The organism is Bacillus sp. LNXM12-1, assembly GCF_003004375.1.
Lineage (GTDB): Bacteria > Bacillota > Bacilli > Bacillales > Bacillaceae > Bacillus.
Genome location: NZ_PVWX01000001.1, coordinates 842,269 through 862,236, shown reverse-complemented (window position 1 = coordinate 862,236; position 19,968 = coordinate 842,269). Strand labels below are relative to the sequence as shown.

Sequence of the window (19,968 nt, the reverse complement as noted above, 5' to 3'; positions counted from 1 at the left end):
AAAAAAGACTCAGGGGGATCACGCTCCCAGAGTCTTTTTTGTTAGTTCTTCGTTTTGATGCGGCCGCCCCATTTTTTAAAGCCGCCTTTTAAATTATAAATCTCACGACAGCCGTTTTTACGTAAAGTTTGAGCTGCTTTTCCGCTTCTTAAATTGTTTTGGCAATAGAGATAAACAGGCTTGTCAGGACGAATTTCATTTTTGCGCTGCTTTAGCTGGGAAAGGGGGATGTTTCTTGCCCCTAAAATATGTCCGCCTTCAAACTCATTTGGCTCTCTCACATCAATGAGTTGAGCTTTGCGGTAACCTTTAATAAATTCTGCTTCCGTCAGCGTTTTCATAATGCGCTGCTGATAAATGTAGCTGCCGATGGAATAAAGAACGAAAAGTCCACAAAGTGAGAGGACGATATAGTTGAATATTGACAATACAACTCGACTCCTTCTTGAGCATCAGCACAGTAGCCTGTCTGATGGTACGTTTTAGACAAATACTATTATAGTAAAGCAAAAGAAACTTGTCATCATAAATGGTAAGAATTATTTTCAATTCGTTCCCTATTTGATAGACTGATGAAGAGAGAAAACCGGTGGCCATCACCATCATCTAACATTGACTACGTAAAAGAGAAGGGATTTTTATATGCAAAAAGAGAAATGGTGTTTCATTGATACAGGAAATCAAGACCCTGCCTTTAACATGGCAATGGATGAAGCCTTGCTTTATTGGCATAGTGAGAAGCTCATCCCGCCTGTCATCCGTTTTTATGGATGGAATCCGGCGACATTGTCTGTTGGGTATTTTCAGCATGTTGAAAAGGAAATCAACATGGAAGCAGTCGAGCGCTATGGTCTTGGGTTTGTCCGCAGACCAACTGGAGGGCGGGGGGTTCTTCATGATCAGGAGCTGACCTACAGCGTGATTGTGTCAGAGGAACATCCAGAAATGCCAGCGACGGTGACAGAGGCATACCGCGTCATTTCAGAAGGCATTTTAGAGGGCTTTAAAGAACTGGGACTCGATGCATATTTTGCCATTCCTCGTACAGATAAAGAAAAAGAAAGCTTAAAAAATCCAAGGTCGTCTGTATGCTTCGATGCTCCTTCCTGGTATGAGCTTGTCGTAGAAGGCAGAAAGGTAGCAGGCAGTGCTCAAACGAGACAAAAAGGAGTGATCCTCCAGCACGGCTCCATCTTAATTGACCTTGATGAGGACAAATTGTTCGATTTATTTCTTTATCCAAACGACCGTGTGAGAGAGCGGATGCAGCGGAGCTTTAAAAACAAAGCGGTCGCCATCAATGAAATCTCAGACCGAACTTGTACAATAGACGATGCGCGTGTTGCGTTTAAACGAGGATTTGAAAAAGGGTTAAATATTGAGCTTGTGCCTTATGAGCTGACAGATGAAGAATTAGCGTTTGTCCATCATCTCGCCAAAACGAAATATGCCTCAGACGAGTGGAATTACAAGCGCTAAGACAGTGGACACTCCTTGTTTTTTAATGGGCGATGGTGTAGAATTGTTATGATTATTAAGTAAAGGTGCATTATGGAGGGGTTTTATGACTACACCTAGTATGGAAGATTACATTGAACAAATATATATGCTGATAGAAGAAAAAGGATATGCCAGAGTCTCTGATATTGCAGAAGCACTCGCTGTCCATCCCTCCTCTGTAACAAAAATGGTTCAGAAGCTAGATAAAGATGAATACCTCATTTATGAGAAGTATCGTGGTCTAATTTTAACCCCGAAAGGCAAAAAAATTGGAAAACGTCTCGTATACAGACATGAACTGCTAGAGCAATTTTTAAGAATCATTGGTGTAGATGAAGAGAAAATTTATGATGATGTAGAAGGCATTGAACATCATCTCAGCTGGAACAGCATTGACCGCATCGGCGATCTTGTTCAATTCTTTGAAGAAAACGACGAGCGATCTGTTCAGCTGAAAGCGATTCAAAAGAAAAACGAACAAACAAATCAAGAATCTTAAGAAAAAGGACACCCTTAGCAAGGGTGTTCTTTCATATTGTTGACAAAGGGCTAAAATGAACTTTATTTTAGCCCTTTGTCTTCTGTTTTTTCAGCGTGACTTGAAAACCTTTGCAGTCTAGGAAGGACGAGTACCGGAGCGGAGCGAATTTGACATTCGTGAGCACCGGAGCGCAGACCTGACACCGAATGCGAGGGTTTGTCCGCGCGCTGAAAGGACACCCTCAGCATGGGTGTCCTTTTTGATTAAAGTTCTAATTGAAAGCATATGCTCTTACACTATTAATAGCGTGATATCAAAGGGGGCTCCTTGATGAAGATAGATGGTGTGTTCTCAGGTGGAGGCATTAAAGGGGCAGCACTTGCGGGTGCCTATGAAGCGCTTGAAGCGAGAGGATATCAATTTGTCCGCCTTGCTGGTACAAGTGCTGGAGCGATCATTGCTTCATTCATCGCAGCAGGTTTTACTAGTCAGGAGATTCGGGAGCTTTTAGATGAAATGGAGGAACATCACTTGCTTGACAGGAGATGCCAATTCATTCCGTTTCAAATGCTCAGGTGGGTATCCATTTACTGGCGCCTCGGTCTGTACAAAGGCGACCGGCTGGAAAAATGGCTGACAGACGTTTTAAAACGAAAAGGGGTCACCGTATTTGGAGATCTTAAAAAAGATTCGCTGAAAATTGTTGCCTCCGATTTAACAAATGGGAAAATCCTCGTGCTGCCAGACGACCTTCCTTCATACGGCTTAAATCCAGAGCGCTTTTCCGTTGCAAGGGCGATTCGGATGAGTTGCAGCCTGCCGTATTTTTTCGAGCCTGTCAAACTAAGGTCATCAAAAGGCATTTGTACCATTGTGGATGGAGGAGTGCTTAGCAATTTTCCAATTTGGTTGTTTGCGGAAGAGAAAAAAAGACCGTTCGTCGGTGTCACATTAACCCCAAACGAAAAAGAACGCCCTCAACACTCCATCCGCAATGCGTTTGAACTGTTTGGCGCTCTTTTTGAAACGATGCGTGGTGCTCATGACGAAAGACACATTGCCACAAAACACGAACGTCATGTTATTTTTATTCCTGTAGAACACGTCATTGCCACTGATTTTCATCTGAAGACAGAAAAGAAAAAGGCGCTTGTCGATCTAGGCAGACAGAAAGCCGAGCAATTTTTAAAAAGCTGGACATTTTAAAACAAGGCGCGATTTTTCTTTTTGTTTTTCTTGCCTTCAATCACAGTTAACTGTGTTTGGCTTTTCTTTTTGAGAAGGACGGGCTTAGACTTGTGGTCAGTCGGCACGCTTCGCAAATGAGTGACCCGATTTTTCATCTGGCTTTTCGTTTTTGGTTTAGGCTGCTGGTAGCGACGTTTTGATTGTTTGACTGCTTTACGATAAAGATTGCCCTCTGTTCCAGTTCTTCGATTCATCAGCCATCTAAATAGGAAAAATAGAGCCGCTCCAATGATCACAACTGATAGCAGCATTGTAAAAAGTCTGCCTGGATTCGTTGTGAGTAAATACACAAATCCCAAAAAACCTAAAGCGAAAATAATGGTAAAAGCAGGATGTACTCGGCGATTCATAACTGTCCACCTCCGAAGGAATTTACCGGATTTATAAGTTAGATCACTTGATGAGCAGAATCTGATGCTTGTTTCTCAGACGCTTCCTCTAAACGAAGAAGTTCATTAAAACTTGCAATGGCTACCTCGACTTGATCGTCAGAGGGTTCTTTTGTTGTGAGCAATTGCAGCCAAAGGCCAGGATAGCCAAGCACTTTAAGCACAGGCACTTCTCGGAGTTTGTTCGTGAGCTGAAGCACTTCAAATGAAATGCCCAGAACAACCGGAATGAGCGCCAAGCGATTCAGAACTCTCACCCATAAAGGATCTGTCGGTACGAGTAAATAGACGAACATTCCGACAATGACAGTGAATAAAATAAAGCTGCTACCGCATCGATAATGCAGCCGTGATTGTTTTTGTACATTTTCCACTGTGATGTCAAGATTCTGTTCATAGCAGTTTATGACTTTATGTTCTGCGCCATGATATTGAAATACCCTTTTAATTAAAGGGGTCATGGAAATAAAGTAAATGTAGCCTAATAACAGGACCAGTTTAAAGAATGTTTCCACTGCGATTTGTGCGAAATTCCCTGAAAAGACGGGCCGCACCAGTTCAGCTAAAAAGACAGGTACTAGGGTAAAGACAAATTTACTAAAGAGAAGAGAGAGAACTCCGATTACAGCAATGCCGAAAATCATGGATAATTTCGAGCTTTTTTGTTCTTTTTCAAGAGTATGATCTTCTGAAGGATCTAAGTCATAGCGCTCGCTGGAGAAGTTCAAGTGCTTACTGCCATTTGCGCTTGCTTCAACAAGTGCAGCAACACCCCTGACAAAGGGGATTTTCTTGAGAAAGGCGGTTCGTTTATTGGAGGTCCGGGGAAGCTTCAAAAACTCAATGGACTGATCCTTTCGCCGAATCGCTGTCACATAGTTCTTTTTACCTCCAAACATGACACCTTCGACAACTGCCTGCCCTCCATATGCTGGACGTTTTGTTTGATTGGACATATTTCATCAACCTGCCTGTTTCCTGTAATTTACATGCATTTCCTTATACCTTTATTGTACAGGAAATGAGGGGAAATCACTAGCGCACAAGTCGATTATCTACTAGAATTCTATCTACCTCTTTTTAGCCAGTATACCCTGTTATAAAAATTTTACACTCACGTATGGAAATCCTTTTTTTTATGACATTTTGGACATACTACTTGCTGGAGGTGTTCACAAATGAAACGTGATGAAAAGAAAAACCAAGAAGAGACAAATCAGGCTGTACAAACGTCATCGCTGTGGGCAAGAGCAGCTGCGACAGGCTTTGTTGGCGGTGTTTTTTGGGGCTTTATCGGGTTTCTGACCCATATGTTTCATTTCTCAGAGGTGAGTCCCAATATGCTCCTTCAGCCTTTTGTGCTCGGAGAGTGGAAAAAGGGAGGACTTGGAACTTTTATTAGTATTGTGCTTTTAGGGGTTTTATCGATTGGAACAGCCTTTATTTATTATGGGGTTTTAAAACGAATCAAAGGCTATTGGATGGGGCTGATATATGGCGCGCTTTTATGGCTGCTCGTTTTTTACGTATTTAATCCGATTTTCCCAGATGTAAAGCAAGTCCAAGATTTGCAGCAAAGCACCATCGTCACGACATTTTGCCTATATATTTTATATGGCATGTTTGTCGGGTACAGTATTTCGTTTGAATATAATGAATTAACGAGTCAGAAGCTTGCAAGGGCACTCGGGAAAAAGACAGAATAAAGTGTAAATCACCTATTCATATGATAAAATATTTTTGGAAACGAAAGGTTTCTAATGAAAAAGAAACAGATCTCGATATAGATTGAATTAGGGTGAAGGAGTGGTTGTATGCCTCATTTTCTTGTGCTGAATGGGCCCAATTTAAATAGGCTTGGCAAAAGAGAGCCGGCTGTTTACGGAAGTAAGACGCTGACAGATTTAGAAACGGATTTGTTCCAGTTTGCAGAAAGAGCCAATATCCAGTTAACGTTCTTTCAATCGAATCACGAAGGGGATTTGATTGATGCGCTCCACGAGGCAGAAGATCAGTACGATGGAGTCGTGTTTAACCCGGGTGCTTTTACACACTACAGCTATGCGCTGAGAGATGCCATTGCAAGTATTTCTTTATCCGTCGTCGAAGTACATATCTCAAACGTTCATAAGAGAGAGGAATTCCGCCATCATTCTGTACTTGCTCCAGTATGCCAAGGGCAAATCGTTGGTCTTGGTTTAGAAGGGTATAAATTGGCGATTCGTTATTTAGTGAGTGAAGGGGGAGCAGTATCATGAAACTTGAAAAGTTAAGAACACTTTTATCTGAATTAGAGATCGATGGTCTTGTCATTACGAGCAGCTTTAATTTACAGTACATGACCAGCTTTACTGGCTCAGCCGGTCTTGCCGTTGTTTCAAAGGACCAGGCAGCTTTTATCACGGATTTTCGTTATACAGAGCAAGCGAAGGACCAAGTAAAAGGCTACGACATTATTGAACATAAAGGAAACATCGTGGAAACCGCAGCCCAAACGGCAAAGGAATTTGGGATAAAACGCCTTGGGTTTGAACAACATCATATGACATTTGCCACGTACCAGCAGTATGCAGATAAAGCAGGCGATATAGAGCTTGTTCCGGTCTCAGAATCAGTTGAAAAGTTGCGCTTGATTAAGTCTAGTGAAGAGATTAAGATATTAGAGGAAGCTGCGAAGATTGCAGATCACGCCTTTGATCATATTCTCACTTACATCAAGCCGGGCTTGACGGAAATTGCTGTCATGAACGAGCTTGAATTTTTCATGAGAAAAGAAGGCGCTGAAGGATCTTCATTCGATATGATTGTCGCCTCAGGTGTTCGTTCAAGCCTGCCGCACGGAAGAGCGAGTGAAAAGGTGATTGAATCTGGTGATTTAGTCACACTCGATTTTGGTGCTTACTATAAAGGTTATTGTTCTGATATGACAAGAACGATTGCTGTCGGCACACCGAGCGATAAACTAAAGGGAATTTATCATATCGTATTAGAAGCAGAAAACGCTGGTGTGGATAGAATCAAGCCAGGCTTAACAGGAAAAGAAGCTGATCGCATCACACGTGACATCATTGAAAAGTATGGCTATGGTCAATACTTCGGGCATTCAACTGGCCACGGGCTAGGGATGGAAGTACATGAAGCGCCAGGCCTTTCCTCACGATCAGAGGTCGTCTTAGAAGAAGGAATGGTCGTGACAGTTGAGCCGGGAATTTACTTGCCGGATGTCGGCGGCGTGAGAATTGAGGATGATATTGTCCTGACAGCTGACGGCAATAAACGATTGACCCACTCACCGAAAGAACTTATCATATTATGATGGTGAAATGTAGGAGGATGACAAAATGATTTCAGTAAACGATTTTCGTACAGGCCTGACAATTGAAGTGGACGGCGGTATTTGGCGTGTAGTGGATTTCCAACACGTAAAGCCAGGGAAAGGCGCAGCGTTTGTTCGTTCGAAACTGCGTAACCTGCGTACTGGTGCCATTCAAGAAAAAACATTCCGTGCAGGCGAAAAAGTAGCGAAAGCTCAAATTGAAACAAAAACAATGCAGTACTTGTACGCAAATGGCGACCAGCATGTCTTCATGGATACAAGTTCTTATGAGCAGCTTGAACTAAGTGAAACACAAATTAAAGATGAGCTGAAATATTTGCTAGAAAATATGTCAGTTCAAATTGTGATGTACGGTGCTGAAACACTTGGAGTAGAACTTCCAAACACGGTAGAACTAGAAGTAGTAGAAACAGAGCCTGGTATTAAAGGTGACACAACATCAGGCGGCTCAAAACCTGCAAAAACTGAAACTGGTTTAATCGTCAACGTTCCTTTCTTTGTGAACCAAGGAGATAAACTAGTCATTAATACATCAGACGGTTCATACGTGTCAAGAGCGTAATGAACGAAGAAAGACTGTAAACCTCGTGTTTACAGTCTTTTTAGATTGTTGACAAAGGGCTAAAATGACGTTTATTTTAGCCCTTTGTCTTCTTTTCAGCGTGATAGAAAACCTTTGAAGTCTAGGAAGGACGAGCACCGAAGCGGAGCGAATTTGCCATTCGTGAGCATCGGCGCGCAGGACTGACACCGAATGCGAGGGTTTGTCTACACGCTTTGACTGTAAACGTCGTGTTTACAGTCTTTTTTTATTGTAAAACATGTAAGACTCCTCAAAAGGCAGACCTTCTCTCAATTCTCTCATTCATCTCTTTTCCTTTCTGAAAAACAAGACTACTTCCATCTAGACAAGCATATAGTGTAAAAAAAGCTGGAGGTTCTATATGAAACCATTTCTTTTCCCAGGCATCCATCCGTCAGTAGCTGCAATGGCCGGCATGAGGTTCTTATCGGCAGCGATTGAACTGACGGCCGCCATCCTCATTTTAGTCACAAATGACGTTCGAAAAGCGGTTGTCATCAATAGTATATTGGCGATCATTGGGCCGCTCATTTTTATTATCACGATGACGATTGGAATCTATCAAATTGCAGGGCAGTTATCCTATGCCAAGCTCGTCTTTATTTTCATTGGTGTCGTGTTTATTCTTGTTGGGATCTATAAGTGAAACGGCTTGGCATAATTAACGGCTCCCATCATACATTTTAGAGAAGAAAAAAAGGAGGGGAATTCGTTGCGGAGTTTGTTGGATATTCTCCCGCACTCGATTGGACAAGAACTTAGACTGCTAAAAGAAGCAGAATGGGATCAAATAGAAGAAATCCGCATTCGCACGGATCGTCCTATTGAATTGATGCAAAGAGGAAAACCGCGCTTTCTTTCTTATCGCACAACAGGAGAAGATGCGTCTCAGCTATTAGGCAGGCTGAGCAATTACAGCATGTACACACTTGAAGAAGAGCTAAAGCAAGGCTACATCACCATATCTGGCGGACACCGGGTGGGAATTGCAGGAAAGGTGATCGTTGAAAACGGCATTGTCAAAGGATTAAGAGATATCTCTTCATTTAATATCCGCATCGCAAAAGAAAAAATCGGGATTGCGCTTCCCTTTCTTCCTTATTTATATGACGAACACTGGTGCAATACACTCATCATCGGTCCACCGCAAACAGGGAAAACGACATTATTGCGGGATGTAGCAAGACTGGCTAGTACTGGCACAAAAGCAATTCCTCCTAAAAAAACAGGCATTATAGATGAGCGTTCCGAAATCGCTGGGTGTATAAGAGGGGTGCCGCAGCACCAGTTTGGACACCGGGTTGATGTGCTCGATGCGTGTCCAAAGGCTGAAGGTTTGATGATGATGATTCGATCTATGAGTCCAGAGGTCATGATTGTCGATGAAATCGGAAAAAGCGAGGATGTACAGGCACTTTTAGAAGCGATTCATGCCGGAGTCACCATTATCGTCTCAGTTCATGGCTATTCACTTGAAGATGTGTATAGACGCCCATCATTGAAGCCGTTATGGGAGCTTCGAGTATTTGAACGATATGTTGAATTAAATCGCAAGAATGGTCCCGGCACGATTAGGCGGATATATGACCAAGACGGACAAGAGATGAAATGGAGGCGGGGAGTGGACGTATGTTAAAGCTCATTGGCGCTATCTTGATTGTCGCGGCTACGACTTGGGGAGGGTTCGAGTTTGCCAAACGATATAGCGACCGGCCGAAACAAATTCGGCAGCTTCGGTTTGCGCTCCAGTCTCTTGAAGCTGAAATTATGTATGGGCAAACGCCTCTAGCGCGGGCTGCAGAGCAAATTGCGTCGCAAGTAGGTCCTCCTGTGAATCGGTTATTTGAACAATTTGCAGAAAAACTCAAAGTCGGAACTTTTTCGGCACGGCATGCATGGAATGAGAGTCTTGAGGATGTTTGGAAAAAAACCGTTTTGAAAAAAGGCGAATATGAGGCACTGAAGCACTTTGGAGAAACACTTGGCCAGCATGATGTCACGTCTCAGCAAAAGTATATCAAGCTTGCTTTAGGTCATTTGGAATCGGAGGAGAAGGAAGCTGAAATTGCCCAAGCGAAAAATGAAAAAATGGTCAGAAGTCTCGGATTTTTAAGCGGATTACTACTGATTCTTTTATTGATGTGAGAGGAAGGGAGTCGAGAGCATGGGCGTTGATGTAAACGTCATTTTTCAAATTGCGGGAGTAGGCATCGTTGTGGCATTCCTCCATACGATTTTAGATCAAATGGGGAAAAAGGAGTACGCTCAGTGGGTCACGCTGCTTGGGTTTATCTACATTTTGTTTATGGTGGCAACCATTGTAGATGATTTGTTTAAAAAGATTAAAGCCGTATTTCTATTTCAAGGATAGGGGAGGGCTTACAAATCGAAATCATACAAATTGTTGGACTTGGTTTAATCGCTACTTTTTTAGCATTAATCGTCAAAGAACAAAAGCCGACCTTCGCCTTTATGCTTGTTGTTTTTACAGGATGTGTGATTTTTCTTTATTTAATTGATCAAATCTATGCCATTATCTCGATGATTGAAAAAATTGCGGCAAGCGCCGGCGTCAATATGAAGTATGTTGAAACCATTTTAAAAATTATTGGCATTGCCTATATTGCAGAATTCGGCGCCCAGCTGACAAAAGATGCTGGACAAGGCGCCATTGCATCAAAAATAGAGCTTGGCGGCAAAATTCTCATCTTGGTCATGGCAGTCCCTATTTTAACAGTCATCATTGAGACCATCTTAGGTATGATCCCGTCCATGACGTAATTGAAAAGAGGTGATGACAATGAAACGGGTGACAGCTGTTATGGGACTGATGCTTTTCTTCTGGCTGATCGCTCCGCATGCAGGTGCAGAAGAGAAAGTACCTTTATCAAATGAAGAACCAGCAGCAGAGGAAGTGGCGAATGGACAGGCTGATGCACTAGAGCTTCAATCCATCAATGACTTTTGGGAAACCATATTGGACGAGTATGGCGGCTTTCTGCCAGAAAGCCAAAAAGGCACAGTGAAGGAAATGATTGATGGCGATAAAGAGCTGTCTCCCCAAACATGGCTGAAAGCCTTTGTTCATTATCTTTTTCACGAGGTCATAGCAAACGGAAAGCTCCTAGGTACACTGATTTTACTCACCATCTTTTGTTCGCTTTTGCAGCTTTTGCAGAATGCGTTTGAGCAAAGCACCGTCAGTAAAGTCGCATACGCTCTTGTTTATATGGTGCTGATCATTATTGCACTCAACAGCTTTCATGTGGCGATTTCTTATGCAACAGAAGCCATTCAAACGATGACCAGTTTTATTCTTGCTCTTATTCCTCTTTTATTAGCACTTATTGCTTCATCAGGCGGGCTTGTCTCAGCCGGATTCTTTCATCCCGTTATTTTATTTTTGATGAATACGAGCGGCGTTTTTATTCAATATGTCGTTCTTCCCCTTATCTTTTTATCTGCGATATTGAGCATTGTCAGTACGCTGACCGAACAATACAAGGTCACCCAGCTTGCCCAGCTGTTAAGAAATGTGGCGATAGGCGGGTTAGCCGTTTTTTTAACTGTCTTTCTTGGCGTCATTTCTGTGCAAGGTGCATCTGCTGCAATTACGGATGGAATCGCTCTTCGTACAGCCAAATTTATTACCGGAAATTTCATCCCTGTCCTTGGCAGAATGTTTACAGATGCGACGGATACCGTGATCAGTGCCTCTGTGTTACTCAAAAATACGGTCGGACTTGTTGGCGTCGCCATTCTCATTTCAATTGCCGCCTTCCCGGCGATTAAAGTGCTCTCACTAGCCCTTATATATAAGCTTGCCGCAGCCATTCTTCAGCCATTAGGAGGCGGACCGATCATCAGCTGTCTTGATGTCATTTCAAAAAGTGTTCTTTATATCTTTGCCGCACTTGCTGTCGTGTCGCTCATGTTCTTTTTAAGCATTACCGTCATTATCACTGCTGGCAACTTGACCATGATGATGAAGTAAGGAGGGGACACCTTTTGAGTTTTCTCACGGAATGGATCACAAGTATTATTCTCTTTATCTTATTTGCGATTGTCATTGATCTTCTGCTTCCCAATTCAAGCATGCAAAAATATGCCAAAATGGTCGTCAGCCTGCTATTGATTGTGGTGATGCTCAATCCGATCTTTGCTTTATTTCGGGCAGACCCTGATCAAATTTTCTCAGAATTGATGAAGGGGAAGGAAGAAGCACAGTCAGAAGAAATAAAAAATCAGATGAATTTAGAAAAAAAAGAAATACAAGCCTCTCAGCGTGCATATATTTTAAAGCAAATGGCTGTCCAACTAGAAAAAAGCGCAAAGGAGCCACTGGAGAAGGAGAGCTATGAAATGAAACACGTAGAAGTGCTGGCAGATGAGGAGCACCTGGATCAGAATATGGAGGCGGATCAATTTCGCATCAAAGCAGTTCTTTCCCCGCTCACAGGTGATGCTGTAGAAACGGTGGCAAAGGTGGACATTGATCTCTCCACGCAAAAGGAGGAAAGCGCTGAATCTTCTAGCAAAGAGATCACGAGGTTGAAAGAGACACTTGCTGATGTTTGGAATACGAGTCCTGAGCACATTGCGCTGAACATTGAGGGAGGTGACGCAGCAGATCATGAATAACAAGGACTGGAAACAAAAGCTGAAATCATTCTTGCAGCCGCCTGAAAAAGGTGAAGGGAAACCAAAATTAACGAAGCACCATTACTTGCTGCTTGTATTCATCATCGGCGTATCTTTCATGTTAGTCAGTCAGATCTTGTCACCGCCATCAAGCAAAGAACAGGCTGCTGTTCCTGCTTCTAAAAAAACATCCTCACAAGAGCAGGAGGTATTCAAGCCGGCATCGTCAAGTAAATCAAAGAATTCGATTGAGGATGTGGAGCAAGAATACGAAAATCAGTTGAAAGAAATTTTAGAGACCATCATTGGCGTTGAGGATGTATCGATTGTGGTCAATGTAGACGCAACTTCTTTAAAAGTGTTTGAAAAAAACAAATCAAATAAAAGCACAACGACCGAGGAAACAGATAAAGAAGGCGGCGTGCGAAGTGTCACTGATCAAACAAAAGAAGAAGAAATCGTCATCATCAAAAATGGCAATGAAGAAACACCTGTAGTGGTTCAAACGAAAAAACCAGATATTCGCGGTGTCCTCGTTGTTGCTCAAGGAGTAGACAACGTTCAAATAAAGAAAACCATCATTGAAGCGGTTACACGAGTGCTTGATGTACCGAGCCATAGAGTGGCTGTTGCCCCTAAAAAAATCAAGGAGGATTCGGAATGATGTTAAAAAAACAAACGGTTTGGCTATTAACGATGCTAAGTTTAGTTGTCGTCTTAAGTGTGTACTATATCATGTCTCCACAAGGTGAAAATGCAGTGACAGTAGAAGATATGAAATCAAAAGGAACGGAAGAGAAAAAGACTGAAACAGAAAAAGGGACGGACAAAGGAACGGAAAAAGGCACTGATGAGAAGTCCACTGACAAAGAAACAAATGGCAAACAAGAGGATATCGAAACAAGCGGTGAAGAAGGAAAGGCTGTGTCGGAGCAAACAGACGATGAGCTTTTTACAACATACAGATTAGAGCTTGAAGATAAACGAAGCAAACAGCGCGAAGAGTTCAACGAAATCGTATCCAGTGATGATGCAACAGCACAAGAAAAAAGTGAAGCGTATGATCAAATGACAGCGCTTAGTGAGGCAGAAGGGACGGAGCGTCAGCTCGAAACCTTAATTAAAACAAAAGGATATAAAGATGCGCTAGTGAGTGCTGAAGGAGATAAAGTGAGCATCACGGTTCGTTCTGACAAAAAATCAAAGTCCCAAGCGGCCGATATTATTGATATGGTCACAAAAGAAATGAGAGGTCTTGATAACGTAGCTGTCACTTTTGAGCCCTCCAATCAATAAAAAATGAACAGGCGCCCTTTGCCGAAAAGGGCGTTTTTTGATGCGGTTTGGCGCCCTCTCCAAGGTGCTTTCGCGAGGCGCTTCGCCACAATAGTAGTTGAATTCATTGAAATCCTCCTGTAAGATGGTTATAGTATGTACTTTTAGTACTAGCCTATAAGAAAAAGATAAATCCATACATAGGGGTGCAAATCCATGTTAAAAATTGAAGAAATTCATGAACTGATTAAATTAATTGACGAATCTACAATTGATGAATTTACGTACGAAAACGAAGGTGCAAAAATCAAACTGAAGAAAAATAAAGAAGTCGTTCAGCAAGTTGCGGCACCAGTGGCTCCTGTCCAAGCAGCTCCAGCTCAACAAGCTCCTAAAGCACAAGCTCCAGCTCAGACCGAAGCCCCTGCACAAGAGGCAGCTGCGTCTGAAAATCTGCATAAAATCACATCCCCAATGGTTGGCACATTTTATGCTTCATCTTCACCAGAAGCAGGTCCATACGTGACAACAGGTTCTAAGGTGAAGGAAAACACAGTTGTGTGCATCGTAGAAGCGATGAAACTGTTTAATGAAATCGAAGCAGAAGTAAAAGGTGAAATCGTCGAAGTATTAGCTGAGAACGGTCAGCTTGTAGAATTCGGACAACCCCTCTTTCTAGTGAAAGCAGAGTAAGGAGTACGATCATGATTAAAAAGCTATTAATTGCAAACAGAGGAGAAATCGCAGTTAGAATTATCCGCGCTTGTAAAGAGCTTGGAATTGAAACAGTTGCGGTATTTTCTGAAGCGGATCGCGATGCGCTTCATGTTCAAATGGCTGATGAAGCATATTGCATCGGACCGACTGCTTCAAAAGATAGTTATTTAAATGTCACGAATATTGTCAGTGTAGCAAAATTAACAGGGACAGATGCCATCCATCCAGGATACGGCTTCCTTGCTGAAAATGCAGACTTTGCAGAGCTTTGCGAGGAATGCAATGTCATCTTTGTTGGGCCAACTGCGTCAGCGATTTCCAAAATGGGAACGAAAGATGTCGCAAGGGAAACAATGAAAGATGCCGGGGTTCCGATTGTTCCTGGTTCTCAAGGAATTGTAAAAGATCTTGATGATGCTGTTTCAACAGCAGCAAGTATTGGGTATCCTGTCATTATTAAAGCAACTGCCGGCGGAGGCGGTAAAGGAATCCGTGTGGCTCGTACCGAAGAAGAGCTCATTAATGGTGTCACCATCACGCAGCAGGAAGCAGCGCAAAACTTTGGTAACCCTGGCGTCTATTTAGAGAAGTTCATTGAAGACTTTAGACACGTGGAAATCCAAGTGCTTGCAGATCAGCATGGCCATACCATTCACTTAGGAGAGCGTGATTGCTCGATCCAAAGAAGAATGCAAAAGCTTCTTGAAGAAACGCCATCACCAGCGCTGAATGCAGACATCCGTGAGCAAATGGGTGAAGCAGCCGTAAAAGCAGCAGAAGCTGTTGAATACACTGGTGCTGGAACAGTCGAATTCATTTATGATTATAATGAAGAGAAATTCTACTTCATGGAAATGAATACCCGTATTCAAGTAGAGCATCCTGTAACAGAAATGGTCACAGGTGTTGACTTGATCAAAGAACAAATTAAAGTTGCATCAGGTGAAAAACTTTCTCTTACACAAGAGGATGTCGTATATGCAGGATGGGCGATCGAATGCCGTATTAATGCAGAGAACCCAGAGAAAAACTTCATGCCATCAGCTGGTGAAATTAAAATGTATCTTCCGCCAGGCGGTCTAGGAGTACGTGTTGATTCTGCCGCTTATCCGGGCTATGTGATTCCGCCATATTACGATAGTATGATTGCAAAGGTGATCACATATGGTAAGACGAGAGAAGAAGCGATTGCGAGAATGAAACGCGCGCTTCAAGAATTCGTCATTGAAGGAGTCTACACAACGATCCCATTCCATCTAAGATTGCTTGAGCATGAAACATTTGTGAGCGGTAATTTTAATACGAAGTTTTTAGAAACATACCAAATCATGAAATAATCATAGCTTTCGGAGGTGAATGATCGTGTCAGAAAACAATTTGCTTGAAATGAACCTTGATGAAGATCAATTGGGAAAAGTGCAAATTGCACCAGAAGTGATTGAGGTCATTGCTGGGATCGCCGCTTCAGAAGTCGAAGGCATTGCCGAAATGCGCGGCAATTTCGCTGCTGATGTAGCAGAACGCTTTGGTAAGAAAAATCACCGTAAAGGTGTGAAAGTAGATGTCTCTGATGAAGGCATCACAATCGATGTATACTGTGTGGTTCAATTTGGCCTATCCATTCCAAAGGTATCCACTGCTGTCCAAGAAAATATCCGTCAAACTCTTTTGAACATGACTGCCTTGACGATTAATGAAATCAATATTCATGTCGTTGGTATTCAATTTGATACTAAAGCATCTGAGGCTGAAGTAGATCAAGAAATGTAAAAAAAGAGTTCAAGTGAAACCAAGGAGGCATTGCCTCTTTGGTTTTTTAAAGCCCATTTTTGGGTCATTTCCGAATAATAATGATCTCACGCGTTGATTGATTCGTTTTTCGTCACAGCTCGCATGGATCTTGGTGCGACCACGGGCAAAATATGTTATGATCTCTGTATGGCTTAACGACAAGCGGATAAAGTGGTTAAAGGAGTAAATAATGAAAAGAAGAACTGCAAGAGAAAAGGCGCTACAAACATTATTTCAAATTGATGTGAGCAATATTGATCCGAAAGAGGCCATTACACATGCGCTGGATGAACAAGAATCAGATCCTTTTTTCGAGGAACTGGTTTTCGGTGTGCTTGAACAAAAGGACAAGCTCGATGACATGATTTCACAGCATCTAGTGAATTGGAAACTCGATCGTATTGCAAACGTAGACAGAGCCATTTTAAGGCTGTCTGTGTACGAGATGGTGTATCAAGAAGATATCCCGCTTAGTGTTTCGATGAATGAAGCGATTGAATTGGCCAAATTATTCGGTGATGATAAAGCACCGAAATTTGTAAATGGTGTACTTTCAAACATTAAAAACGACCTAAAGCAGCAATAGGAGGATTCGACATGACAGCAACAATCATCGATGGGAAAGAAACAGCAAAAGAAAAGCGTGAGCAATTAGCAAAAGAAGTAGAAGAGCTAAAACAAAAAGGTGTCACACCTGGTCTTGCCGTTATTCTAATCGGTGATGATCCGGCTTCACTTTCTTACGTGCGCGGGAAGAAGAAAGCAGCAGAAGCAATGGGGATGCATTTCCAGCTTGACCATTTAGATGCTTCTTTAACAGAAGAAGAATTGCTTCAGCTGATTGATCAGTACAATGCGAACGACCAATTCCACGGGATTCTTGTTCAGCTTCCACTGCCAAAACATATTTCTGAAAAAGCCGTTATTGAACGTATTTCACCTGAAAAAGATGTTGATGGTTTCCATCCATTGAATATCGGGAAAATGCTGCTTGGGGAGGACACATTCCTTCCATGTACACCAGCAGGCATTGTTGAATTACTAAACAAAACGGGTGTTAATCTTTCTGGAAAAGAAGTCGTTGTTGTGGGACGCAGCAATATTGTCGGTAAACCAGTAGGGCAATTGCTGTTAAACGAAAACGCAACGGTTACTTACTGCCATTCAAGAACAGTGAATATTTCAGAACATACGTTGAAAGCGGACATTTTAGTTGTTGCCGTCGGTCGAGCAAACTTTATTAAAGCTGACCAAATTAAAGAAGGCGCTATTGTTATTGATGTAGGAGTCAATCGTTTAGATACTGGGAAGCTTGTTGGAGATGTTGATTTTGAAGAGGCAAAAGAAAAAGCTTCTTATATCACACCAGTCCCTGGCGGAGTCGGTCCAATGACGATTACGATGCTTGCACACAATACGGTTAAATCAGCAAAACGTACATTAGCATAAGCTTTATCCATTCATCCACCTGCATGCTGCTGGTGGATGAATGTGCGTTTTTGAAGAGGAGGAATACGTCATGAGTGAAAAAGCCTTTGTGACGGTCACAGCCCTTACAAAATACATAAAAAGAAAATTTGATGTTGATCCACATTTAGAAGATATTTGGATCAAAGGTGAGCTATCCAATGTAAAGATTCATTCAAGAGGACATGTGTACTTCACCTTAAAAGACGAAAACGCACGCATGCAAGCTGTCATGTTCCAGCGCTCTGCGTCTAAGCTGCCTTTCTCTCCTAAGAGCGGAATGAAGGTGTTTGTACGCGGCGGGATTCAAGTATATGAACCAAGCGGCAACTATCAATTATATGCAAAAGAAATGCAGCCTGATGGTGTTGGTGCTCTTCATCTTGCTTATGAAGAGCTGAAGAAAAAGCTGGCAAGTGAAGGCTTATTTGATGCGCGCTATAAAAAACCAATTCCTGAATATCCAGAGGTTGTTGGTGTGATTACATCTCCAACAGGAGCGGCTGTTCGAGATGTCATTACGACCATCAACCGGCGCTATCAGCAGGCGAAAATCATTGTGCTTCCGGCGCTTGTCCAAGGTGAACATGCGACCCGTTCCATCGTAGAACGGATCAAGGAAGCGAATGAAAAACAGCTCTGTGATGTCTTGATTGTCGGAAGAGGAGGCGGTTCGATTGAAGAACTTTGGGCCTTTAATGAAGAAGCTGTCGCAAGGGCCATCTTCGCATCAGACATTCCAATCATATCTGCAGTTGGGCACGAAACAGACTTTACGATCAGTGATTTCACTGCAGACATGAGAGCACCCACACCAACAGGAGCAGCCGAACTTGCTGTTCCAAGCACGACCGATTTAATTGAACGAATCAAATCAATCGATATACGGCTGACAAGAGCGGTAAAGAATCAAACCTCACAAGCGAAAGACCGTCTTGTGGCGCTGCAATCCTCGTATGCCTTCCGTTTTCCAAAACGATTACAGGAGCAAAAAGAGCAGCAATTTGATTTGGTATTTGACCGTTTTCAAAAACAGCTGACGAGACAAATTGAGCAAAAACGCAGTCAACTAGACAGACAAACATACAGGCTGAAGCCGCTTCATCCTAAAGAGCAGCTGCTTCAGGCGAAAAAACGCCACGCCAATGAATCAGAACAGCTCATCCGCAGTATGAATGTGCAAATGAAAACAATTCATTCGCAGTTCCAATCGGTTCTTGGTAAACTAAATGCATTAAATCCACTTCAAGTGATGGAAAGAGGCTACAGCTTAGCCTATAAAGAAGAAGAACTGATAAAAAGTGTGAACCAAGTAGAGACGAAGGATCAGCTGACTATCACGATGAAAGATGGACGTCTGATTTGTGAGGTTATTGAGAAGGAGGGGCAATCATCATGACAGAATCCAATAAACAAAAAGAAGAACAAATGACATTTGAAGAGGCGATGAAAGGTCTTGAGGAGATTGTGGGAAAGCTCGAGGAAGGAGATGTACCACTTGAGCAGGCCATTCATTATTTCCAAGAAGGCATGACCCTTTCGAAGCTTTGTCATGAAAAATTACAGCATGTTGAAAAGCAAATGGATTTCATTTTAAAAGAGGACGGTGAGCTGGCTCCCTTCTCAGTGAAGGAGGCAGATGCTGGTGACAAGTAATTTAAATGAATTTTTAACAACACGAAAACAGGCCATTGAAGATTATTTATTTACATATGTTCAGGAATTGACGATTCCAGAAGACCTGAAATCTTCTATGCTCTATTCTCTTAAAGCGGGCGGGAAAAGGCTTCGACCTGTTCTCGTTCTTGCTCTATTACATGCCTACGGTAAAAACGAAGAAGACGGTATACCTGTCGGCTGTGCAGTTGAGATGATTCATACGTATTCATTGATACATGACGACCTTCCTTGCATGGACGACGATGACCTTCGCAGAGGAATACCGACAAATCATAAAGTGTACGGAGAAGCAACAGCGGTTCTCGCAGGTGATGCCCTTTTAACAGAAAGCTTCCGCCTGATTACATCACAGCTGTCTAGCAGCGTCTCAGCTGACCAAAAGCTCAGAATTGTAGAGGAGCTTGTAAAGTCAGCAGGTGCACTAGGAATGGTTGGCGGTCAATTTGACGACATGGAAGCAGAGCAAAAACAAGTATCGCTTGCTGAACTAGAATCCATTCACGCCCGTAAAACAGGAAAGCTTCTTACGTTCAGCGTCGCGGCAGGTGCAATGCTGGCAGGAGCATCAGATGACGATATCGAAAAGCTAAGGGAATTCAGCTATCATATTGGCATTGCGTTTCAAATCCGTGATGACATTTTAGATCTTGAAGGAAACGAAGAAAAAATCGGCAAACGGGTCGGCTCTGATACAGCAAATGAAAAGTCGACATATCCTTCTTTATTAACGCTTTCAGGAGCAAAAGAAAAACTGCATGAGCACATCACACGTGCAAAAGAAATTGTCTCAAATCTTCAATTAGAGCAGCAATTGCTGCATGATTTATGTGATCTAATTGCCTCAAGAGATCATTAAAAA

27 protein-coding genes are annotated in these 19,968 nt (G+C 42.5%); 24 read left to right on the top strand and 3 right to left on the bottom strand.

Annotated elements, in window-relative coordinates:
- Window positions 1–41: 41 nt before the first annotated feature.
- Window positions 42–422: a rhodanese-like domain-containing protein gene (locus C6Y07_RS04505; RefSeq protein WP_024718853.1), complete on the bottom strand. Its 381-nt coding sequence runs from the start codon at window positions 420–422 to the stop codon at window positions 42–44.
- A gap of 220 nt (window positions 423–642) precedes the next feature.
- Here C6Y07_RS04505 and C6Y07_RS04500 point away from each other — a divergent pair, with 220 nt between their 5' ends.
- The 3 genes from C6Y07_RS04500 to C6Y07_RS04490 all read left to right on the top strand — a co-directional run bounded on the left by C6Y07_RS04500 (window position 643) and on the right by C6Y07_RS04490 (window position 3,187).
- Window positions 643–1,479 carry a lipoate--protein ligase family protein gene (locus C6Y07_RS04500; protein WP_003216009.1) on the top strand — a complete coding sequence of 279 codons (837 nt, stop codon included), beginning with the start codon at window positions 643–645 and terminating at the stop codon, window positions 1,477–1,479.
- A gap of 85 nt (window positions 1,480–1,564) precedes the next feature.
- Window positions 1,565–1,999 (top strand): transcriptional regulator MntR, encoded by a 435-nt coding sequence (gene mntR, locus C6Y07_RS04495; RefSeq protein WP_003215946.1) that lies wholly within the window; start codon window positions 1,565–1,567, stop codon window positions 1,997–1,999.
- Window positions 2,000–2,311: 312 nt separating this feature from the next.
- Window positions 2,312–3,187 (top strand): patatin-like phospholipase family protein, encoded by an 876-nt coding sequence (locus tag C6Y07_RS04490; RefSeq protein WP_060596829.1) that lies wholly within the window; start codon window positions 2,312–2,314, stop codon window positions 3,185–3,187.
- On the opposite strand, the gene C6Y07_RS04485 is transcribed toward C6Y07_RS04490, so the two are convergent.
- Together C6Y07_RS04485 and C6Y07_RS04480 are read right to left on the bottom strand one after the other, a co-directional pair.
- The gene (locus C6Y07_RS04485) at window positions 3,184–3,579 is read right to left on the bottom strand and encodes an SA1362 family protein (RefSeq protein WP_106156270.1); all 396 of its coding nucleotides are present in this window, start codon (window positions 3,577–3,579) and stop codon (window positions 3,184–3,186) included. The genes C6Y07_RS04490 and C6Y07_RS04485 overlap by 4 nt on opposite strands.
- 38 nt (window positions 3,580–3,617) lie before the next feature.
- A complete protein-coding gene (locus C6Y07_RS04480; RefSeq protein ID WP_060596827.1) occupies window positions 3,618–4,574 on the bottom strand; it encodes a DUF1385 domain-containing protein in 957 nt (318 codons plus the stop codon).
- Window positions 4,575–4,796: 222 nt separating this feature from the next.
- Between C6Y07_RS04480 and C6Y07_RS04475 the strand changes: the two genes are divergently transcribed.
- From C6Y07_RS04475 to C6Y07_RS04370, 21 genes are all read left to right on the top strand, one after another.
- The gene (locus C6Y07_RS04475; protein ID WP_106156268.1) at window positions 4,797–5,324 is read left to right on the top strand and encodes a YqhR family membrane protein; all 528 of its coding nucleotides are present in this window, start codon (window positions 4,797–4,799) and stop codon (window positions 5,322–5,324) included.
- A gap of 108 nt (window positions 5,325–5,432) precedes the next feature.
- Window positions 5,433–5,876: a type II 3-dehydroquinate dehydratase gene (aroQ, locus tag C6Y07_RS04470; RefSeq protein WP_003215787.1), complete on the top strand. Its 444-nt coding sequence runs from the start codon at window positions 5,433–5,435 to the stop codon at window positions 5,874–5,876.
- Window positions 5,873–6,934: a M24 family metallopeptidase gene (locus tag C6Y07_RS04465; RefSeq protein WP_106156267.1), complete on the top strand. Its 1,062-nt coding sequence runs from the start codon at window positions 5,873–5,875 to the stop codon at window positions 6,932–6,934. The genes aroQ and C6Y07_RS04465 overlap by 4 nt, the downstream gene beginning before the upstream one ends.
- A gap of 25 nt (window positions 6,935–6,959) precedes the next feature.
- On the top strand, window positions 6,960–7,517 hold the full coding sequence (gene efp / locus C6Y07_RS04460) for an elongation factor P (RefSeq protein ID WP_012010541.1): 558 nt from the start codon (window positions 6,960–6,962) through the stop codon (window positions 7,515–7,517).
- Window positions 7,518–7,899: 382 nt separating this feature from the next.
- Entirely contained in the window at window positions 7,900–8,184 is a 285-nt protein-coding gene (locus tag C6Y07_RS04450) for a YqhV family protein (RefSeq protein ID WP_066030673.1), read from the top strand.
- Between the two features lie 66 nt (window positions 8,185–8,250).
- The gene (spoIIIAA, locus tag C6Y07_RS04445) at window positions 8,251–9,174 is read left to right on the top strand and encodes a stage III sporulation protein AA (protein ID WP_106036853.1); all 924 of its coding nucleotides are present in this window, start codon (window positions 8,251–8,253) and stop codon (window positions 9,172–9,174) included.
- A complete protein-coding gene (gene spoIIIAB / locus C6Y07_RS04440) occupies window positions 9,168–9,683 on the top strand; it encodes a stage III sporulation protein SpoIIIAB (protein WP_034661265.1) in 516 nt (171 codons plus the stop codon). Before spoIIIAA ends, spoIIIAB begins: the two co-directional genes overlap by 7 nt.
- Before the next feature lie 19 nt (window positions 9,684–9,702).
- Window positions 9,703–9,909, top strand: coding sequence for a stage III sporulation protein AC (gene spoIIIAC, locus C6Y07_RS04435; protein WP_003153142.1), 207 nt, complete (start codon window positions 9,703–9,705; stop codon window positions 9,907–9,909).
- A complete protein-coding gene (gene spoIIIAD, locus C6Y07_RS04430; protein ID WP_087978339.1) occupies window positions 9,906–10,319 on the top strand; it encodes a stage III sporulation protein AD in 414 nt (137 codons plus the stop codon). The genes spoIIIAC and spoIIIAD overlap by 4 nt, the downstream gene beginning before the upstream one ends.
- A gap of 19 nt (window positions 10,320–10,338) precedes the next feature.
- Window positions 10,339–11,532, top strand: a complete 1,194-nt coding sequence (gene spoIIIAE, locus C6Y07_RS04425) for a stage III sporulation protein AE (RefSeq protein ID WP_034661263.1) — start codon at window positions 10,339–10,341, stop codon at window positions 11,530–11,532.
- Window positions 11,533–11,546: 14 nt separating this feature from the next.
- Window positions 11,547–12,179 carry a stage III sporulation protein AF gene (gene spoIIIAF / locus C6Y07_RS04420; protein WP_060596824.1) on the top strand — a complete coding sequence of 211 codons (633 nt, stop codon included), beginning with the start codon at window positions 11,547–11,549 and terminating at the stop codon, window positions 12,177–12,179.
- Window positions 12,172–12,843, top strand: coding sequence for a stage III sporulation protein AG (spoIIIAG, locus tag C6Y07_RS04415; protein WP_034661260.1), 672 nt, complete (start codon window positions 12,172–12,174; stop codon window positions 12,841–12,843). Before spoIIIAF ends, spoIIIAG begins: the two co-directional genes overlap by 8 nt.
- Window positions 12,843–13,475, top strand: coding sequence for a SpoIIIAH-like family protein (locus tag C6Y07_RS04410; protein ID WP_034661997.1), 633 nt, complete (start codon window positions 12,843–12,845; stop codon window positions 13,473–13,475). The genes spoIIIAG and C6Y07_RS04410 overlap by 1 nt, the downstream gene beginning before the upstream one ends.
- 195 nt (window positions 13,476–13,670) lie before the next feature.
- Window positions 13,671–14,147 carry an acetyl-CoA carboxylase biotin carboxyl carrier protein gene (gene accB, locus C6Y07_RS04405; protein WP_034661259.1) on the top strand — a complete coding sequence of 159 codons (477 nt, stop codon included), beginning with the start codon at window positions 13,671–13,673 and terminating at the stop codon, window positions 14,145–14,147.
- Window positions 14,148–14,158: 11 nt separating this feature from the next.
- Window positions 14,159–15,508, top strand: coding sequence for an acetyl-CoA carboxylase biotin carboxylase subunit (gene accC / locus C6Y07_RS04400; RefSeq protein WP_034661258.1), 1,350 nt, complete (start codon window positions 14,159–14,161; stop codon window positions 15,506–15,508).
- A 25-nt stretch (window positions 15,509–15,533) separates the two neighbouring features.
- The gene (locus tag C6Y07_RS04395; RefSeq protein ID WP_034661256.1) at window positions 15,534–15,941 is read left to right on the top strand and encodes an Asp23/Gls24 family envelope stress response protein; all 408 of its coding nucleotides are present in this window, start codon (window positions 15,534–15,536) and stop codon (window positions 15,939–15,941) included.
- A gap of 211 nt (window positions 15,942–16,152) precedes the next feature.
- A complete protein-coding gene (gene nusB / locus C6Y07_RS04390) occupies window positions 16,153–16,548 on the top strand; it encodes a transcription antitermination factor NusB (protein ID WP_034661255.1) in 396 nt (131 codons plus the stop codon).
- Between the two features lie 11 nt (window positions 16,549–16,559).
- Complete coding sequence (gene folD / locus C6Y07_RS04385; RefSeq protein WP_060596823.1) at window positions 16,560–17,411, top strand: bifunctional methylenetetrahydrofolate dehydrogenase/methenyltetrahydrofolate cyclohydrolase FolD; 852 nt, start codon at window positions 16,560–16,562, stop codon at window positions 17,409–17,411.
- A gap of 70 nt (window positions 17,412–17,481) precedes the next feature.
- Window positions 17,482–18,828 carry an exodeoxyribonuclease VII large subunit gene (gene xseA / locus C6Y07_RS04380; RefSeq protein WP_106031011.1) on the top strand — a complete coding sequence of 449 codons (1,347 nt, stop codon included), beginning with the start codon at window positions 17,482–17,484 and terminating at the stop codon, window positions 18,826–18,828.
- A complete protein-coding gene (locus tag C6Y07_RS04375; RefSeq protein WP_003215880.1) occupies window positions 18,825–19,085 on the top strand; it encodes an exodeoxyribonuclease VII small subunit in 261 nt (86 codons plus the stop codon). The genes xseA and C6Y07_RS04375 overlap by 4 nt, the downstream gene beginning before the upstream one ends.
- Window positions 19,069–19,965, top strand: coding sequence for a polyprenyl synthetase family protein (locus C6Y07_RS04370; RefSeq protein ID WP_189288356.1), 897 nt, complete (start codon window positions 19,069–19,071; stop codon window positions 19,963–19,965). Before C6Y07_RS04375 ends, C6Y07_RS04370 begins: the two co-directional genes overlap by 17 nt.
- The last annotated feature ends 3 nt before the right edge of the window (window positions 19,966–19,968 follow it).

Coding starts and splice junctions, on each gene's coding strand:
- C6Y07_RS04500 (WP_003216009.1), top strand. CDS start 643: ATGCAAAAAGAGAAATGGTGTTTCATTGATACAGGAAATCAAGACCCT.
- mntR (WP_003215946.1), top strand. CDS start 1,565: ATGACTACACCTAGTATGGAAGATTACATTGAACAAATATATATGCTG.
- C6Y07_RS04490 (WP_060596829.1), top strand. CDS start 2,312: ATGAAGATAGATGGTGTGTTCTCAGGTGGAGGCATTAAAGGGGCAGCA.
- C6Y07_RS04485 (WP_106156270.1), bottom strand. CDS start 3,579: ATGAATCGCCGAGTACATCCTGCTTTTACCATTATTTTCGCTTTAGGT.
- C6Y07_RS04480 (WP_060596827.1), bottom strand. CDS start 4,574: ATGTCCAATCAAACAAAACGTCCAGCATATGGAGGGCAGGCAGTTGTC.
- C6Y07_RS04475 (WP_106156268.1), top strand. CDS start 4,797: ATGAAACGTGATGAAAAGAAAAACCAAGAAGAGACAAATCAGGCTGTA.
- aroQ (WP_003215787.1), top strand. CDS start 5,433: ATGCCTCATTTTCTTGTGCTGAATGGGCCCAATTTAAATAGGCTTGGC.
- C6Y07_RS04465 (WP_106156267.1), top strand. CDS start 5,873: ATGAAACTTGAAAAGTTAAGAACACTTTTATCTGAATTAGAGATCGAT.
- efp (WP_012010541.1), top strand. CDS start 6,960: ATGATTTCAGTAAACGATTTTCGTACAGGCCTGACAATTGAAGTGGAC.
- C6Y07_RS04450 (WP_066030673.1), top strand. CDS start 7,900: ATGAAACCATTTCTTTTCCCAGGCATCCATCCGTCAGTAGCTGCAATG.
- spoIIIAB (WP_034661265.1), top strand. CDS start 9,168: ATGTTAAAGCTCATTGGCGCTATCTTGATTGTCGCGGCTACGACTTGG.
- spoIIIAC (WP_003153142.1), top strand. CDS start 9,703: ATGGGCGTTGATGTAAACGTCATTTTTCAAATTGCGGGAGTAGGCATC.
- spoIIIAE (WP_034661263.1), top strand. CDS start 10,339: ATGAAACGGGTGACAGCTGTTATGGGACTGATGCTTTTCTTCTGGCTG.
- spoIIIAG (WP_034661260.1), top strand. CDS start 12,172: ATGAATAACAAGGACTGGAAACAAAAGCTGAAATCATTCTTGCAGCCG.
- C6Y07_RS04410 (WP_034661997.1), top strand. CDS start 12,843: ATGTTAAAAAAACAAACGGTTTGGCTATTAACGATGCTAAGTTTAGTT.
- accB (WP_034661259.1), top strand. CDS start 13,671: ATGTTAAAAATTGAAGAAATTCATGAACTGATTAAATTAATTGACGAA.
- accC (WP_034661258.1), top strand. CDS start 14,159: ATGATTAAAAAGCTATTAATTGCAAACAGAGGAGAAATCGCAGTTAGA.
- nusB (WP_034661255.1), top strand. CDS start 16,153: ATGAAAAGAAGAACTGCAAGAGAAAAGGCGCTACAAACATTATTTCAA.
- folD (WP_060596823.1), top strand. CDS start 16,560: ATGACAGCAACAATCATCGATGGGAAAGAAACAGCAAAAGAAAAGCGT.
- xseA (WP_106031011.1), top strand. CDS start 17,482: ATGAGTGAAAAAGCCTTTGTGACGGTCACAGCCCTTACAAAATACATA.
- C6Y07_RS04375 (WP_003215880.1), top strand. CDS start 18,825: ATGACAGAATCCAATAAACAAAAAGAAGAACAAATGACATTTGAAGAG.
- C6Y07_RS04370 (WP_189288356.1), top strand. CDS start 19,069: ATGCTGGTGACAAGTAATTTAAATGAATTTTTAACAACACGAAAACAG.